General features: G+C 73.8%; 9 protein-coding genes. 2 read left to right on the forward strand and 7 right to left on the reverse strand.

Annotation, left to right across the window (positions count from 1 at the left end; translation table 11 throughout):
* Positions 1 to 25: 25 nt before the first annotated feature.
* The 7 genes from RM555_RS17690 to RM555_RS17720 form a co-directional block, all read right to left on the reverse strand.
* Positions 26 to 1,660 (reverse strand): fucose isomerase, encoded by a 1,635-nt coding sequence (locus RM555_RS17690; protein ID WP_311412789.1) that lies wholly within the window; start codon positions 1,658 to 1,660, stop codon positions 26 to 28.
* The gene (locus tag RM555_RS17695; RefSeq protein WP_311412790.1) at positions 1,657 to 3,189 is read right to left on the reverse strand and encodes an FGGY-family carbohydrate kinase; all 1,533 of its coding nucleotides are present in this window, start codon (positions 3,187 to 3,189) and stop codon (positions 1,657 to 1,659) included. Before RM555_RS17695 ends, RM555_RS17690 begins: the two co-directional genes overlap by 4 nt.
* Before the next feature lie 63 nt (positions 3,190 to 3,252).
* Positions 3,253 to 4,254: a substrate-binding domain-containing protein gene (locus tag RM555_RS17700; protein ID WP_311412791.1), complete on the reverse strand. Its 1,002-nt coding sequence runs from the start codon at positions 4,252 to 4,254 to the stop codon at positions 3,253 to 3,255.
* 26 nt (positions 4,255 to 4,280) lie between these two features.
* Entirely contained in the window at positions 4,281 to 5,363 is a 1,083-nt protein-coding gene (locus RM555_RS17705; protein ID WP_311412792.1) for an ABC transporter permease, read from the reverse strand.
* Positions 5,360 to 6,916, reverse strand: coding sequence for a sugar ABC transporter ATP-binding protein (locus tag RM555_RS17710; RefSeq protein WP_311412793.1), 1,557 nt, complete (start codon positions 6,914 to 6,916; stop codon positions 5,360 to 5,362). Before RM555_RS17710 ends, RM555_RS17705 begins: the two co-directional genes overlap by 4 nt.
* A 120-nt stretch (positions 6,917 to 7,036) precedes the next feature.
* Complete coding sequence (locus RM555_RS17715) at positions 7,037 to 9,160, reverse strand: family 43 glycosylhydrolase (protein WP_311412794.1); 2,124 nt, start codon at positions 9,158 to 9,160, stop codon at positions 7,037 to 7,039.
* The gene (locus RM555_RS17720; protein ID WP_311412795.1) at positions 9,160 to 12,435 is read right to left on the reverse strand and encodes a DUF2961 domain-containing protein; all 3,276 of its coding nucleotides are present in this window, start codon (positions 12,433 to 12,435) and stop codon (positions 9,160 to 9,162) included. Before RM555_RS17720 ends, RM555_RS17715 begins: the two co-directional genes overlap by 1 nt.
* Before the next feature lie 295 nt (positions 12,436 to 12,730).
* Here RM555_RS17720 and RM555_RS17725 point away from each other — a divergent pair, with 295 nt between their 5' ends.
* Entirely contained in the window at positions 12,731 to 14,182 is a 1,452-nt protein-coding gene (locus RM555_RS17725) for an FG-GAP repeat domain-containing protein (protein WP_311412796.1), read from the forward strand.
* A gap of 20 nt (positions 14,183 to 14,202) precedes the next feature.
* The coding region (locus RM555_RS17730; protein ID WP_311412797.1) for an N-acetylmuramoyl-L-alanine amidase at positions 14,203 to 15,460 on the forward strand (1,258 nt) is incomplete at its 3' end.

Genomic DNA, 15,460 nt, shown 5'->3' on the forward strand with positions numbered 1-15,460 from the left:
CCCGGCGGCGGGACACCCGCCCGGGTCACAGCGCCACGTCGCCGCACAGGTGCACCCGCACCCCCATCGCGTCGAGCATCGCGGCCTTGACCCGCAGGGCACGGTCGGCGGCGGGGGCGTCGTCGGCGTAGACCACGTTGACGTGGTTGGCCTTGTGCCGGGCCATCAACTGGTCGCGGCCCACGCCGTGCAGGACGGCGTGCATGATCGGCCACTGCGGCGTGGTGGCCCGCAGCCGACGCCGCGTCTCGGCGGCCGGCAGCTCGACCACGGTGCCCCGGCCCAGGTCGGCGTGCAGCACCCCGTCCATGATGAAGATCCGTGACCAGACGATCTCGCCCGGCCGGGAGACGCCGCTCAGGGTGCCGCCGCCCAGCGGGAAGTACATCGGCGGCTGCCGCATGCTGTACGACCGGTCGTAGCCGCCGTTGTGCGAGGCGGGCACCGAGCCGGAGATCTCGAACACCCAGACGAAGTCCGTCCCGTACGACTCCCCCCAGCGGATGTCGTGCAGGGTCGTGGCCGGGTCCATCCCCATCGCGGTCCAGATCCGGTTGGTGACCAGCGAGTCCACCGCGACGCCCTCGTCGACCTCGTTGAAGTGCGGCAGGGCCCGCCCCGCGTAGAGCTCGCGCGTGCCGTCCCGGCTGGTGACCGGCGGCCGGGACACGTCGTTGAGCAGCCCCTCGGCCAGGTCGCTCGCCGGCACCGTGTCCTTGAGTCCCTGCTGGTACTGGATGCCGACCGCGTCCAGGCCGAAGTCGTCGGCGATGCGCAGCGCGGCGACGTACATCTTGAACTGGCTGTGCAGTTGGGCGTCGGTCAGTTCGGTGGCCTCGTCCGTGCCGGTGTGGAAGGTCATCCCGGCGGCGTCGAGCCACGCCCGCACCGCGTGCGCCTCCGCGTCGGACACCCGCGACATCTCGGCCACCAACGCGCTCTGCGACAGCCGCTCCTTGTAGATGCCGAGCGGGTTGAGCAGCTCGTCGTCGATGATCGCGTTGTACATGCCCATGCAACCCTCGTCGAAGACGCCGACGACGGCCGGCCGGCGTCGCAGCTGGCGGGCCAGCGCCACGCCGAGCGCCACCTCGGGGTCGGGCGGCAACGGCGGCAGGTCCCGCACGTGGCTCTCGTCGTGGACCACCTCGCCGGTCTCCAGCCAGGCCTTCAGCCCGTCGCGCGCCCACTCGTCGGTGAAGTCCTCGCTCCACAGCGCCGAGTACCGCACGCCCGCCTTGGTGAGGCTGCCGGCGAGGTTCAGCAGGCCCACCAGGCCGGGGAACTCCCCGCTCCAGTTCGCCACGAGCAGGATCGGGCCCCGGTGGGCGCGCAGCCCGGCCAGCACGTGGTGGCTGTACTGCCACACCGCCTCCACGACGACGAGCGGGGCGTCGACCGGGATCCCCTGGAAGACCTCGATGCCGGCGCGCTGGCTGTCGATGAAGCCGTGGCCCGCGCCAGCGTCCACCGGATGGGCCCGCCGGGTCCGCCAGCCCAGGGCGGTCACCGCGTCGGCGAGGTCCGCCTCCAGGCGTTGCTGGGTCGGCCAACCGGTGACGTTGGCGGCCGGCCGCAGGTCGCCGCTGGCGACCGTGTAGACCGTCCGGGGGGCGGCGGCCGGCGGGTCGACCAGCACCGGCATGGTGTAGTTGCTCACGGGTTGACTTCCTCCACTGGCTCGTCGGTACCTGGCTGGGGCGGGGTCGCGAAACGCGTCTGCCGGGCGGCCAACGCGTGGGCGACGGATTTCGAGCCGGCGTAGAGCTGCCGGTACAGCCCGTACAGCTCCGCGTAGTCGGCGGCGAGCGCCGGGCACGGCTCACGGACCTCCCGGACCGGGTTCCACCGGTGGATGTCGACCCGCTGCACCGCGCCGGCGGCGAGGAACGCGGCGCCGTAGCTCGCGCCGATGGTGACCGACGGGATGTGCTGCGCCCGGCCGGTGACGTCCGAGACGATCTGCGTCCAGAGGTCGCCCCGGGTGCCGCCGCCCACCGCCACGACGCGGCGGATGTCGCCGCCGGCCGCCTCGATCGTCTCGATGTTGTGGCGTACGGCCAGCCCGGTCGCCTCCAGCGCCGCGCGGTAGATGTCGCCGCGCCCGTGGGAGAGCGTCAGGCCGGCGATGACGCCCCGGGCGTCGGGATCGAGGATGGGGGTCCGCTCGCCGGCGAAGAACGGCAGCATGAGCAGGCCCCGCGCGCCCGGCCCGGACCGCTCGGCCAGGCGCAGCAGCTCGGGGTAGTCGGCGGCGTCGAACAGCTCCCGCAGCCACCCCGTGATCGCCCCGGAAGTCGCCATGCCGCCGGCCAGGTTGCGGGTGCCCGGCAGCGCGCCGACCGTGCCCCACAGCGACGGGCTGGTCAGCGGGTGCGGGACCGTGTGCACGAGGAACATCGTGGTGCCGTACATGAGCATCAGGTCGCCGACGCCCTGGGCGCCCACGCTGACCGCCTCCGACCAGGCGTCGATCGTCCCGGTCACGACCGGGGTGCCCGGCGGCAGCCCGGTGGTCGCGGCGGCCCCGGCGGTGACCGTCCCCGCCACGTCGCCGGGCCACCGCAGCTCGGGCAGCTCCAGCCCCGGGGCGATCTCGTCGGCCCAGGGGCGGTACCAGGTCTGCGCCGCGCTGTCGTACAGCGGCGTGCACTGGCTGGCCGAGTGCTGGTCCAGCAGGTACCGGCCGGTCAGCTGCCAGACCAGCCAGGAGCTCGGCATGAACAGCTGCCGGGCCCGGGCGAACAGCTCCGGCTCGGCGTCGGCGACCCAGGCGACCTTCGCCCCCGCCGCCTGGGTCGACAGCGTCGAGCCGCACCGGCGCAGGATCTCGTCCGCGCCGAAGCGCTCGGTCAGCCGGGCGATCTGCGGCGTGGACCGGGTGTCGACGCCGTAGAGGACGGCCGGGCGCAGGGGCGTGCCGGCGGCGTCGGTGAGCAGCACGCACGGCCCCATCCCGCTGGCCCCGACCGCCACGACGTGGGCGTCGCCGGGGGCGAGCAGCTCACGGGTGAGGGCGACGAACTCCTCCCACCAGACGCGGCCGTCCATCTCCACCCAGCCGGGGCGCGGCCGGTCCACCCGGTGCTCCCGGACGCGGGAGCGCAGCACGCGCCCGGACAGGTCGACGAGGACGCCCTTGCTGCTGGACGTGCCGATGTCGACCCCGAGCACCGCGGCCACCGTCATGCCAGGTCTCCCCCGCTCTTCCAGGTCCGGGGCGTGGCCCGCCGGGCCGCGCCGGCTCGGCGCTCAGGCGACGCCACCGAGCTTCGCGTACGTCTCGGCGGCGTTCTCCTTCGTGACGCGCATCGTGTCGAGGGTGGTGGTACGCGGGACGTCCTCGGCGCAGTCGACCAGGATCCGGCGGGCCAGGTCGACGGCCTCCCGCCCGCCCGTGGCGTACTGGAAGGTCGCCGCCAGCCGGCCCTGCTCGACGGCCTTGATCCCGCCCGACGGCACCGGCAGCGCGTCGATGCCGGTGAACTTCACCTTCGTGTGCAGCCCCGCGGCCTTCGCCGCCAGGTACGCGCCCTCGGCCATCGGGTCGTTGTGGGCGTACACGGCGGCGGCGTCGGGGTGGGCCTTGAGCAGCGCGTCGGCCACCGACTGGCCCTTCTCCCGCAGCCAGTCCCCGGGCTGGGAGGCGACGACGTCGATCTTCGGGTTGGCCGCGATGCCCTCCCGGAAGCCCTGGGCGCGTTCGGCCGCCGGCGTGGAGCCGGGCAGCCCGGCGATCTCGATGACCTTGCCGCCGGCCGGCAGCAGCGTCGTGGCGTAGAACTCGCCGGCCGCCCTGCCGATGGCGACGTTGTCCCCGCCGATGAAGGCCGTGTACGCCTCGCCCTCCACCTTGCGGTCGAGCACGATGACCGGGACCCCCCGCTCGTACGCCTTGCGCACCACCGCGGTCAGCGGCTTGGCCTCGTTCGGCGAGATGACCAGCAGGTCGATCTTCTGGGTGAGGAAGTTCTCCACGTCGGCGACCTGCTTGCTGTTGTCCTGCGCCGCGTCGGCGACCACCACGGTGAACCCGGGGACGGACTTCGCCGCCGTCTGCACGTCGTTGTTCATGACCTGCCGGTAGGGCTCGGCGTTGTTGGCCTGCGACATGCCGATCAGGAAGTCCTTGCCGGCGCCGCACTTCGCGGCCGTGGCGTCGCCGCCGTCGGACGGCTTCTCCACGCTGCACGCGGTGGAGGTGACGAGCGCGCCGGTGCACAGCAGCGCGAGAAGGACGGTACGGGTGCGCATGATGACGCTCCTTGTTCGATGGCGGTTCAGACGATGCTGCGGCGGAGCTTCTGCAGCCCGGCGGCGGCCACGATCACCAGTCCCTTGATCAGTAGCTGCACGTTGGCGTCGATGTTGTTGAGCGCGAGGATGTTGTTGAGGATGCCGAGCAGCAGCGCCCCGGCGAGGGTGCCGCCCATCGAGCCGGTGCCCCCGGCGAGGCTGGTGCCGCCGATGACCACGGCGGCGATGGCGTCGAGTTCGTAGCCGGCGCCGTCGTTGGGGCTGCCCTGGTTGAGCTGTCCGGCGTGGATGATGCCGGCCACCGCGGCGAGCAGGCCCGCGATCGCGAAGACCGCGACCTTGACCCGCAGCACGGGCACCCCCGAGAGCCGGGCCGCCTTCTCGTTGCCGCCGATGGCGTAGACGTGGCGGGCGAACGCGGTCTTGCGCAGCACGACGATCGCGGCCACCCCGATGCCGATGAACAGCACGGCCGGGACGGGCAGCACCCCGTTGATCGTGCCGTTGAGGATCTCGAACGCGGGGGGCGCCTCCTGCGGGCCGTCGCCGTAGGCGATCGGGATGCCGAGCCCGCCCGACCAGATCCGGGCGAGGCCGCGCGCGACCTGGAGTCCCGCGAGGGTGACGATGAACGACTGGATGCCGAGCCGGGCCGTCGCGTAGCCCTGCAACGCGCCGAAGAGGGCGCCGATCAGCAGCACGACGGTGACGGCGGGCAGGATGCCGAGCCCGGAGTCGACCATCAGCGTCGCGGTGCCGACGGCGGAGAGGCCGAGGATGGCGCCGACGGAGAGGTCGATGCCGCCGAGCAGGACGACGAACGTCATGCCGATGGCGATGATCCCGATCTCGGACACCGCGCGGACGATGTTGCCGAGGTTCTCCGTGGACAGGAAGAGGATCTCACCGTCGCGGCGGGGCGAGACGGCGATGGCCAGCACGAACACCAGCAGCAGCGCGAAGAGGCTCTGCACGGCGAAGAGCCGCTCGACGAGGTCGCCCCGGCCGCCGGGCCGGCGCCACCGGCCGGCGCCGGCCGCCGGGTCGCCGCCGGCCGGCGCCAGCGGCGTGCCGGGCCCCTGGTCCGGTGCGCGCAGGTGGGTCATCGGTCGTCCCTTCCGGCGGCCGTGCCGCCCATGGCCGCGGTCAGGATGTCCTCGCCGGTGCACCCGTCGGCCGCGAGTTCCGCGACGGCCCGTCCGCGCCGCAGGACCACGATCCGGTCGCAGACGCCGGTCAGCTCGGGCAGCTCCGACGAGGCGAGCAGGATGCCCATGCCGTCGTCGGCGAGGCGGCGCAGCAGCCGGTAGATCTCCGCCTTGGCGCCGACGTCGACGCCCCGGGTCGGCTCGTCGAGCAGCAGCAGGCGGGGGCGGGTGAGCAGGTGCCGGGCGAAGACGACCTTCTGCTGGTTGCCGCCGGAGAGCGAGCCGACGGGCGCGGCGGCCGACGACGTCTTGATCGCCAGGGCGGCGACCTGCTGGCGCACCGCGTCCCGCTCGCGTCCGGCGCGGACGACCCCGGCGGTGCTGAGCCGGCGCAGGGCGGCCAGGACGATGCTGCGGCCGACGGGGTGCTCGAGTACCAGGGCGGAGCGGCGGCGGTCCTCCGGCACGAAGCCGACGCCGGCGCGCAGGGCGGCGCGGGGGCCGCGCGGGGCGTACGGGCGGCCGGCCAGCCGGACCAGGCCGCTGCGGCGACCGGGCGGGCCGGCGCCGTACAGGGTCTCCAGCAGTTCGGTGCGGCCCGCCCCCATCAGGCCGGCCAGGCCGACGATCTCCCCTGCGCGGACGGTCAGGCTGACGCCGGCGGGCTCGCAGCGCCCGGGCCGGGTGCCCCGGGGGCGTACGGCGAGGTCGTCGACCTCCAGCACCGGGGGCCCCGCGGGGCGGGCGGGCCCGGCGGACCCCGCGCTGAACAGCGCCTCGGCGGGGCGGCCGACCATCAGCGTGATGATCCGCTGCCGGTCGGCACGGTCCGGGCGCAGCGTGCCGGCCACCTCGCCGTTGCGCAGGACGGTGGCCCGGTCGGCGATGTGCTCGATCTCCTCGAGCCGGTGGGAGATGTAGACGACGGCCACGCCGCGCTCACGCAGCGCGCGGATGGTGGACATCAGCCGCCGCACCTCGGCGTCGGCGAGCGCGGCGGTCGGCTCGTCCATGACGAGGACGCGGGCGTCGAGGGAGAGCGCCTTGGCGATCTCGACGAGTTGCTGCTCGCCGACGCGCAGCGAACCGACGGGCCGGCGCGGATCGATCTGGGCGCCGAGCGGGCCCAGCCAGTCCCGGGCGGCGCGGGTCATCGCCCGCCGGTCGAGCGTCCGCAGCCGGGTGCGTGGTTCCCGGCCGAGCACCAGGTTCTCGGCCACGGAGAGCGCCGGCACCAGGTCGAGTTCCTGGTGGATCGTGGCGATGCCGGCGGCCTGTGCGGCGGCCGGGCCGGCGAAGCGCGCGGGCCGGCCGCCGATCGAGATCTCCCCGTCGTAGTCGGTGACGACGCCGGAGAGGATGTTGATCAGGGTCGACTTTCCGGCCCCGTTCTCCCCCAGCAGGGCGTGGACCTCGCCGGCGCGCAGGGTGAGGTCCACGCCGCACAGGGCGTGGACGCCGCCGAAGCGCTTGGTGATGCCGGACATGGCGACGATGACCTGGTCGCTCATGCGGGCCTCCGGGAAGATCGGAAATCGATTTCTGGCAACATAGACGGGCATCGAAGTGATGTCAACGCCCCCGGTGCGGGCCGGGCCGCCACCCGCCGCCCGAGCCGCACCGGGGCCCCCTCAGGGCACCGCGTTGACCGCCGCGTGGACGGTCTCGGCGAACGCGGTGTCCCGCCCCGCCCCGCTGGCGGCGAACCGCCACGTCCCGCCCGGGTACTGTCCCGGCGGCCACGCGGTGCCCCCGTTGCGCCACAGCGGCTGCCAGGCCGCCATCGCGTGACCGGCGTCGTACCAGGTGTTGTCGCCGCGCCACGCCGAGGCCCAGCGGTGGGCGGCCACGAGGGACAGATTCGCCCCGGAGGTCATCGACCAGGTCGGCATCCCCGGCACGTCCCCCGTCGGCCGGGCCGCCACGGCGGGATCCCCGACCGCCGGCAGGGCGCCGTCGACGTTGAACGCCACCTCCCACACCGGCGCCGTCGTCTGGCCGGTCACCGACCAGGTGACGTCGCTCTGCAACGCCGGCCCGGTCCAGCGGGGCGCCACGGTCAGCAGCCAGTCGGCGGTGACCGGCTCGTCGCCCATCCGCATGCCGACCAGGTTGATCCGGGACCCGTCGGCGGAGACGTCCACCCGTGCCGGCGGGCCCGCCCGGTCCGTGACGTCGAAGCGGCCGACCGCCAGGTAGGGAGCGGTGCCCCGGTGCGACGAGTCCAACGCCGGCCGGTAGGCCCCCGCGCCGGCCGGGTCGACCGCCAGGGACGCGATCCGGGTGTGCGGCCAGGTGCGCACGTCGGCGCGCAGGAAGCCGGTGCTCACCTGGTAGCCGCGGGCGACCACCTGGGTGGACCAGGTCAGCGGGGCGAGCCACAGCCCGCCCTGGCCCCAGCCGGCGTGGCTCAGGTACCAGGTGTCTCCGTCCACCACCACCTCGGCGGCGTGCGCGTCGAGCACGGTCACCTTCTCCGCCCCCTCGAAGCGCAGCGGGTCGCGGCTGCGGTAGACGGCGGTGCGCCGGTACGCCGCGCCGTAGTCCGTGCCGTCGCAGCAGACGAAGAGGTACCACCAGTCCCCCCGGCGCACCACGAACGGCGACTCCGTCTGCCCGGCGGCCCGGCCGGTGTGCGGCGACGCGTACGCCACGCCCCGGCCGCTCCACGTCCGCAGGTCGGTGCTGGTGCGGTACGCGACCACGTGGTTGCCGCCCTGCGGGTTCGAGGTCGCCGTGTAGTACATGACCCAGCGGTCGCCGACCCGGGTCACCATCGGGTCGCGGCCCTCCCAGCCGTCGGTGAACAGCGGGTTGGCCGGGCTGCGGGTCCAGGTGGACAGGTCGGTCGAGGTAGCCAGGTGCATCCGGTAGTTCGCGTAGTCGGGGCTGCCGGCCGCGTAGAACATGTAGTAGGTGCCCTGGTCGTGGACGACGTGGGGCGCCCAGATCCACTGTTCGCCCCTCGACGGGTCGGCCGTCAACGCCGGTCGTTGCTTCGTCCACGGCCCGGTGGGGGTGGGCGCCGTGGCGTGGCCGAAGCTCTTCTCGTCCTGCGGCGCGCCGGGCTCGGCGTGGGCGATGGCGAAGGCGTGCCACAGCCCGGTCCGCTGGTCGCGCACGATCGTGTGGTCGTTGTAGTACCACGCCGTCGGCTCCCCCACGCCCGGGTCGTAGACCCGCGTCAGCGGCCCGCGCGCCGGCGTCTCGGCCACCGTCTCGTACGCCGTCGTGGTGACCGCCGCCAGCGGGCCGACGCGGCGCAGGGTGAGCGTGTCCAGTCCCGCGAAGAACCCCGTCGAGGAGGCGGAGCGGCCGGTCACCGTCACCGTCAGCCGGTGGCTGCCGGCAGCGAGCGAGGCCGATCCCAGCGGTACGGCCTCGACGCGCCGCACGGTCGGGGCGTAGCCGTCGAAGAGCTGGCCGACGGCCACCCCGTCGACGGCGAAGCGCAGGGTGCCGTAGTCGGCGGCGCGGGTGAGCACGGCGCCGATGTCGTACTGCCCGGCCGGCACCGGCGGCAGCGACACGGTGACCGAGTCCCCCGCCCGGGCGGCGCGCAGCCAGAGCTGGCGGCCCGCCGACCAGGCGACCCCGCAGCAGTTGGCCTGCGCCTCGACCGGGGCGGTGGACGAGAGCACCGTCAGCGACTCCGCCTCGGCGCGGACGACGTCCTCGGCGGCGGCCGGCGCGGCCGGGACGGCCAGCAGGGCCGCGCCGAGCAGGAGCACCGCGAGCATCCGGGGCGCGCGCATCACGACACGCTCGGCCGGGGCAGGTCGGTGCCGGGCGCGAACTGGTCGTGCCACCTGACGCCCGCGCCGAAGCCGCCGCCGGTCGACAGCGCCACGTACGTGTCCGCACTGGTCCCCCGCGTGTACGTCACGAGGTCCGCCCTTCCGTCGCCGTTGAAGTCGCCGATGCCGGGCAGCTCGTCGCCCACCGCGAACCAGTCGTGCCACCTGCCGGCCTGCGCGACGAAGCGCGTGCCGTCGGAGAGCGCCACGAACACGTCGCCGGCGGTGCCCCGGGTGAACGTCACCACGTCGTCGCGCCCGTCGCCGTCGACGTCGCCGAGCGCCGGCAACTGGTCGCCGGGCGCCAACGAGTCGTGCCACTTCCAGCCGTCCTCGACGAACCGCGTCCCGTCGGAGCGGGAGACGAACACGTCGCCGGTGGCGCCCCGGGTGAACGTCACGATGTCGTCGCGCCCGTCGCCGTCGACGTCGCCCACCGCCGGCAGCTCGTCGCCGAGCGCGAAGTGGTCGTGCCACTTCACGCCGGGGCCGAAGCCGCTGCCGGTCGACAGCGCCACGTACACGTCGGCGGCAGCGCCCCGGGTGAAGGTGATGATGTCGGTGCGCCCGTCGCCGTTGACGTCGCCGACGGCGGGGATCTCCGTGCCGGTGGCGAAGAAGTCGTGCCACCTGGCCCCGGCGGCGTACGTCGTGCCGGTGGAGAGCCCCACGTAGACGTCGGCGCTGTCGCCCCGGGTGAAGGTGATGACGTCGGCCCGACCGTCGCCGTCGACGTCGCCGGTGAACGGGATCTCCTCGCCGACGGCGAAGAAGTCGTTCCACCGCCGGGCGTCCGGCACGAACCGGGTGCCGTCCGACACCGACGTGGTCACGTCGGCGGTGGCGCCCCGGGTGAACGCGACGGCGTCGTCGCGGCGGTCGCCGTTGGCGTCGCTGGTGTTGCGGGTGCGGGTGGTGGCCGACACCTCGGCCGAGGGCGCGGAGGCGTTGCCGGCGCCGTCGACCGCGACGACCCGGTAGTGGCGGGTCTGCCCGGCCGGCAGCGGGCCGTGCCGGAAGGTGGTCGTCCGGGTCGTGCCGACCAGGTTGGCCGGGGTGGTCGCGACGTTGGGGTTGCGCGAGGCGTAGACCCGGTAGCCGGCGACGCCCACGTCGTCCGGCGACGCCGACCAGGACAGGCCGAGGGCGTGCACCCGACCGCCGGCCAGGCCGAGCCCGGTGACCGCGCCCGGCGCGGTGGCGTCGGGGAACGGGATGACCATGCTGTCGGCCTCGTAGCGGGCCGCCGTCCAGGCCGGGGCGCCGGCCGCCGGGGTGAGGGTGACGGTGACCGCCGAGCGGCCGGCGGTCAGCGCGGCCGGGAGGACGAACTCGTCGGCCAGCCAGCGCTGCCGGTCGTTACCCAGCGGCTGCCGCCACACGCCGGCCGGGCGGCCGTCGACCGACACGGCGACCTGCTGGTACGCGCCGGCCTGGTCGCCGTGCCGGCGCAGCCGTACGCCCTGGTTGGCGGGGTCCACGGCGAGCCGGAAGCTGGCGGCGGCGCCGGTGGCGCGCACCTGGCCGGCGACGGGAGCGTTGTCGTCGTCGCCCTCGTACGCGGCGGTCAGCGGGTACTGGCTCCCGGAGTCGGTGTAGGCGTGCCCGGCGCGGCTGGCGGCGTCGCCGGTGACCAGCGTGTCGGTGCGGCGCAGGGCGACGGTCGGCTGGGTGTAGAGGAAGGCGGTCGAGGCGTAGTCGGCCGGCATGTCGTTGGCGGGGCCGTGCTCGATGCCGAAGCGCAACGCCGTGGCGTAGGGCACCGCGTCGCCGATCATCAGCCGGTACATGGCGTCGCACTCGTCGGCACAGCCGCCGGAGCGCAGCAGGTGGGCGGTGTTGCCGGTGAAGACGCCGCTGTACTCGCCGCGGTTGAAGTACCAACCGGACTCGTAGAAGTCCTCGGTGCCGGTGCCGTAGATCTGCGGCGTGGGCGAGCCGTCGACGTGGACGCGCTCGTCGCCCTCCAGGTAGTTGCGGGTGTTGCCGCCGACGATGTGGCCGCGGGCGGTCTGGGACACGCCGACGAACCGTCCCCGGCCGGCCTGGTCGGCGACGATCCAGTCGCTGCCCCCGACCGTCTCCGCGCGGCGGGACTGGGTGGTGAAGTAGCCGGCGGCGCCGTCGGGGGCGAGGGCGCCGGTCCAGGCGGTGCCCGGCGCGGTGGTCACCTCCGCCTGGACGCCGGCGACGGGGGCGCCGGTGGTGTTGGCGACCGAGACCGTCGCGGTGGAGCGGAAGGGCATCGGCCACCAGGCGCTGTACCAGCCGCCGGGTGCGGAGTCCATGGCGAACATCAGCGAGCGTACGGAGCGCTCGCCCAGGCCGGCGCCGAAGAACTCGCCCACGGGGCTGTCGACGGTGGCGGGCCCGTCGAAGGTGATCCGCAGCCGCAGGCCCGACAGGGTCGGTGCGGTGGCCGCGGCGTCGGGCAGCCGCAGCCGCAGCGCCGTGACCGCGGCGGGGCCGGTGAGCGTGGCGAGTGTCGCCTGCCCGCCCGCCGGGACGTCGACCCGGGCGGTCCTGGTGCTCGCGCCGGGCTGGCTCGGCTTCGGGTCGCGCTGGCCGGCGGCGCGCAGCTTCTCGACCACGTCGGCGGCGGGGTCGGCGGGGTCGAACCTGGACACCCCGACCGCGTCGGCGAACGTGCGGTAGGTGACGTGGTGGAACAGCGGATTGAACTGGGTGGTGATCCGCATGGACTCGCGGTACGGCATGGGGACCTTGACGGTGACCCCGCCGGAGGTCTGGTCGGCGTTGGTGACCAGCGGCCACACGAACGGGGAGCCGAGGCCGCCGTCGACGAGGCGCTGGAGGCTGGTGTCGACCACCGTGACGCCGTCGAGCTCGACGCGGATCCAGCCGGTGGCGCTGACGTTGCCGTCGTCGCGGGTGAACCAGATCGACTGCACCTCGCCGGCTCCGCGGTCCTCGGCGATGACGCAGCCGCCGGCCTGGCGCAGGCACGAGTAGGTGCCGACGAAGCCGTCGTCGTTGGAGCCGTCCCGGGCGAAGCTGGAGAACTGCCGGGTGCGGCTGCCGGCCGCCAGCTCGGGCAGCCGGTCGAGGCGGCGGTAGACGTCCCAGCCGACCGGGCCCTTGTCGTCGACGACGGCGAGCGCCCCGACGCCGCGCGGGGCCGGGGCGGGCTCGGCGGCGCGCGCCGCTGTCGGGGGGATCATGGTCGCCAGCGCCGCGGCCAGAGCCAGCCAGCGGCGGAGGTGGGGCTTCATGGATGTCCCTCCAGGATGACCGTCGGAGCCGCGAGAAATCGATTGCTCGGGAGTTAACCGGGGGGCATCGCGAGATGTCAATACTTTACCGCCACCGCTCAGTTGCCGAAGGAAGATTCCAGGACGCATTGACAGCCGTCGGGGTCCTGGCGATACTCCTCGGCAATCGATTTCCCACCGACGGGGAGGTGTCGACGCGGCGGCGCACCCGTCAGCCCGGGCGGCCCTCCTGGCGGCAGCGCGCCTTTGTGACGGGACCGCTCGCCGCGCCGCTGACACCCCTCAGAGGAGCATCGTGAGACGTACTCCCCTCGCACTGCTGGTCGGCCTCTGCACCGCGCTGGCGTCGGTCGTGGCGACCGCGCCGGCGCAGGCCGACGCCCCGATCGGCACGCTGGCCTGCACCTCCATCCCCGCCAACCACGACCCCGCGATCAGCGTGATCGTCTACCGGGTCGCCCGCGCCCACAACGTCAACGACAAGGTCATGCTCTCCGCGTTCGAGGCCGGCTGGGTCGAGTCGCACATGAACAACCTGCCGTGCGGCGACAAGTCCTCGCTCGGGGTGTTCCAGCAGCGGTGGGACTACGGCTGGGGCACGCCGGAGCAGATCATGGACCCGGTCTACGCCACCACGCAGTACGTCACCCGGGCGATCGTCTGCGACCGCAACAACCCCCGCTACAGCGCCGGCCAGGTCGCCCAGTGCGTGCAGCGCTCCGGCTTCCCCGACCGCTACGACCAGGTGGCGACGAAGGCGCGGACCCTGCTCGACGAGGCGGCACGGACCCACGCCATCGCCGGCGGGTCCGCCACCGACGTCAGCGGCGACGGACGCGACGACATCGTCAGCTTCACCCAGAACGCCCTCGCCGACGTCTACGTGAGCACCTCCACGGGCGCGGGCTTCGCCGGGACCTCGGTGAAGTGGAACGACTTCTTCTCCATCGGCGGCGAGACCGCCTCGACCGGCGACGTCGACGGCGACGGCCGCGACGACGTCGTCACCTTCGCGCACGGCAACACCGGCGACGTGTACGTGGCGCTGTCGAACGGCACCAGCTTCGGCGGCGGCCAGAAGTGGCACGAGTGGTTCGCCCCCGGCGCGGAGATCGGCGCGGTCGGCGACGTCAACGGCGACGGCCGCGCCGACATCGTCGCCTTCACCCACAACGCGGCCGGCGACGTGTACGTGGCGCTGTCCACCGGGTCCTCGTTCGCCGGCACCGCCGTGAAGTGGCACGAGTACTTCTCGATCGCCGGCGAGTACCCGGCCCTGGGCGACGTCGACGGCGACGGCCGCGACGACATCATCACCTTCACCCAGGGCCCCGCCACCGCCTCCGACGTCATCGTCGCCCTCTCCACCGGCACCGCCTTCGGCGCGCCCCAGAAGTGGCACGACCTGTTCGCCGTCGGCGCCGAACTCCCCCGCGTCGGCGACATCAACGGCGACGGGCGCGACGACATCGTCACCTTCACCTGCAACACCAACGCCGACGTCTACGCCGCCACCTCCACCGGCACGTCGTTCGCCGGCACCACCGTCAAGTGGCACGACTTCTTCTGCCTCGCCGGCGAGTTCCCCTACCTCGCCGACGTCAACGGCGACGGCAAGGACGACATCGTCGTGTTCACCAAGGGGGCCACCAACGACGTCCACGTCGGACTCTCCACCGGCACCACCTTCGGCGCCAGCGCCAAGTGGCACGACTTCTTCGGCCTGAACGGCGAGACCACCCTGTGACCCGCGGACGGGAGACCACCATGAGACCCGACAGACTCTCCTGGCGCGGGGGTGCCGCCGTTGTCCTCGCGGCGGCGCTGCTGAGCCCCGTCGCGCCGGCCGTCGCCGCGCCGGCCAGGCCCGCCGCCGGTCCGCTCGACACGGCCTTCACCCGGGCGGCCGGCGAGTTCGACGTACCCAGGGACCTGCTGGTCGCCGTCGGCTACGGCGAGACCCGGCTCGACGGGCACGAGGGGCAGCCCAGCCAGGCCAACGGCTACGGCGTCATGCACCTGGTCAGCAACCCCCGCCAGCGCACGCTGGAACGGGCGGCCGAACTGACCGGGCAACCGGTGACCGCCCTGAAGTCGGTGACCTCGGCCAACATCAGGGGCGGCGCGGCCCTCCTGCGGGACCTCGCCGACGCCGAGCGGCTCACGGCCGCCGACCGGGACCGGATCTCCGCCTGGTATCCCGTGGTGGCGCGGTACGCGCACGCCGCCGACGACGCGACGGCCCGCCTGTACGCCGACCACGTCTACCACCTCCTGCGGGCCGGCATCAGCGCGCCCTCCGTGCGGGTCACGCCCCAGCGGGTGCAACCGGAACTCGGCCGGTACGCCCGCGTCGCCCCCGCCGGGGCGGCGGCACCGGGGGCTCTCGCCGCGGCGGTGCCCGAGTACGCGCCGGCCCGGTGGATCTCGGCGTACGGCGGCAACTACGCGGCGGGTCGCTCCTCGCGGATCACCACTGTCGTGGTGCACGTGACCCAGGGCTCGTACGCCGGCACGGTGAGCTGGTTCCAGAACCCGTCGGCGGGAGTGAGCGCCCACTACGTGGTGAAGTCGAGCAACGGCGAGATCACCCAGATGGTGCGCGAGGGCGACACCGCCTACCACGCGCGGTCGGCCAACCCGTACTCGGTGGGCATCGAACACGAGGGCTTCGTCGACAACCCGAGCTGGTTCACCGAGTCCATGTACCGCTCGTCGGCCGCGCTGACCCGCTATCTCTGCGACAAGTACGGCCTGCCGAAGAACCGTACCGCGATCAAGGGGCACCACGAGCTGCCGGGCAACGACCACACCGACCCGGGTCCGCACTGGAACTGGAACCACTACATCTCCCTGGTCAACGCGGGTGGCGGGTCCGGTGGCCGGTATCTGGCGGGTTCGCCCACGGACTTCACCGGCGACGGACGCGACGACATCGTCACCTTCACCCACGGCACCCTCAACGACGTCTACGTCTCCACCTCCACCGGCACCACCTTCGCCGGCACCTCCAACAAATGGAACG

It is taken from the genome of Micromonospora reichwaldensis (assembly GCF_031845925.1).
GTDB classification, from domain to species: domain Bacteria; phylum Actinomycetota; class Actinomycetes; order Mycobacteriales; family Micromonosporaceae; genus Micromonospora; species Micromonospora reichwaldensis.

What these genes read in the sequence shown, in the direction of transcription:
- RM555_RS17715 (WP_311412794.1), bottom strand. Translation starts at nt 9,160, where the DNA reads ATGCGCGCGCCCCGGATGCTCGCGGTGCTCCTGCTCGGCGCGGCCCTG.
- RM555_RS17695 (WP_311412790.1), bottom strand. Translation starts at nt 3,189, where the DNA reads ATGACGGTGGCCGCGGTGCTCGGGGTCGACATCGGCACGTCCAGCAGC.
- RM555_RS17720 (WP_311412795.1), bottom strand. Translation starts at nt 12,435, where the DNA reads ATGAAGCCCCACCTCCGCCGCTGGCTGGCTCTGGCCGCGGCGCTGGCG.
- RM555_RS17700 (WP_311412791.1), bottom strand. Translation starts at nt 4,254, where the DNA reads ATGCGCACCCGTACCGTCCTTCTCGCGCTGCTGTGCACCGGCGCGCTC.
- RM555_RS17705 (WP_311412792.1), bottom strand. Translation starts at nt 5,363, where the DNA reads ATGACCCACCTGCGCGCACCGGACCAGGGGCCCGGCACGCCGCTGGCG.
- RM555_RS17710 (WP_311412793.1), bottom strand. Translation starts at nt 6,916, where the DNA reads ATGAGCGACCAGGTCATCGTCGCCATGTCCGGCATCACCAAGCGCTTC.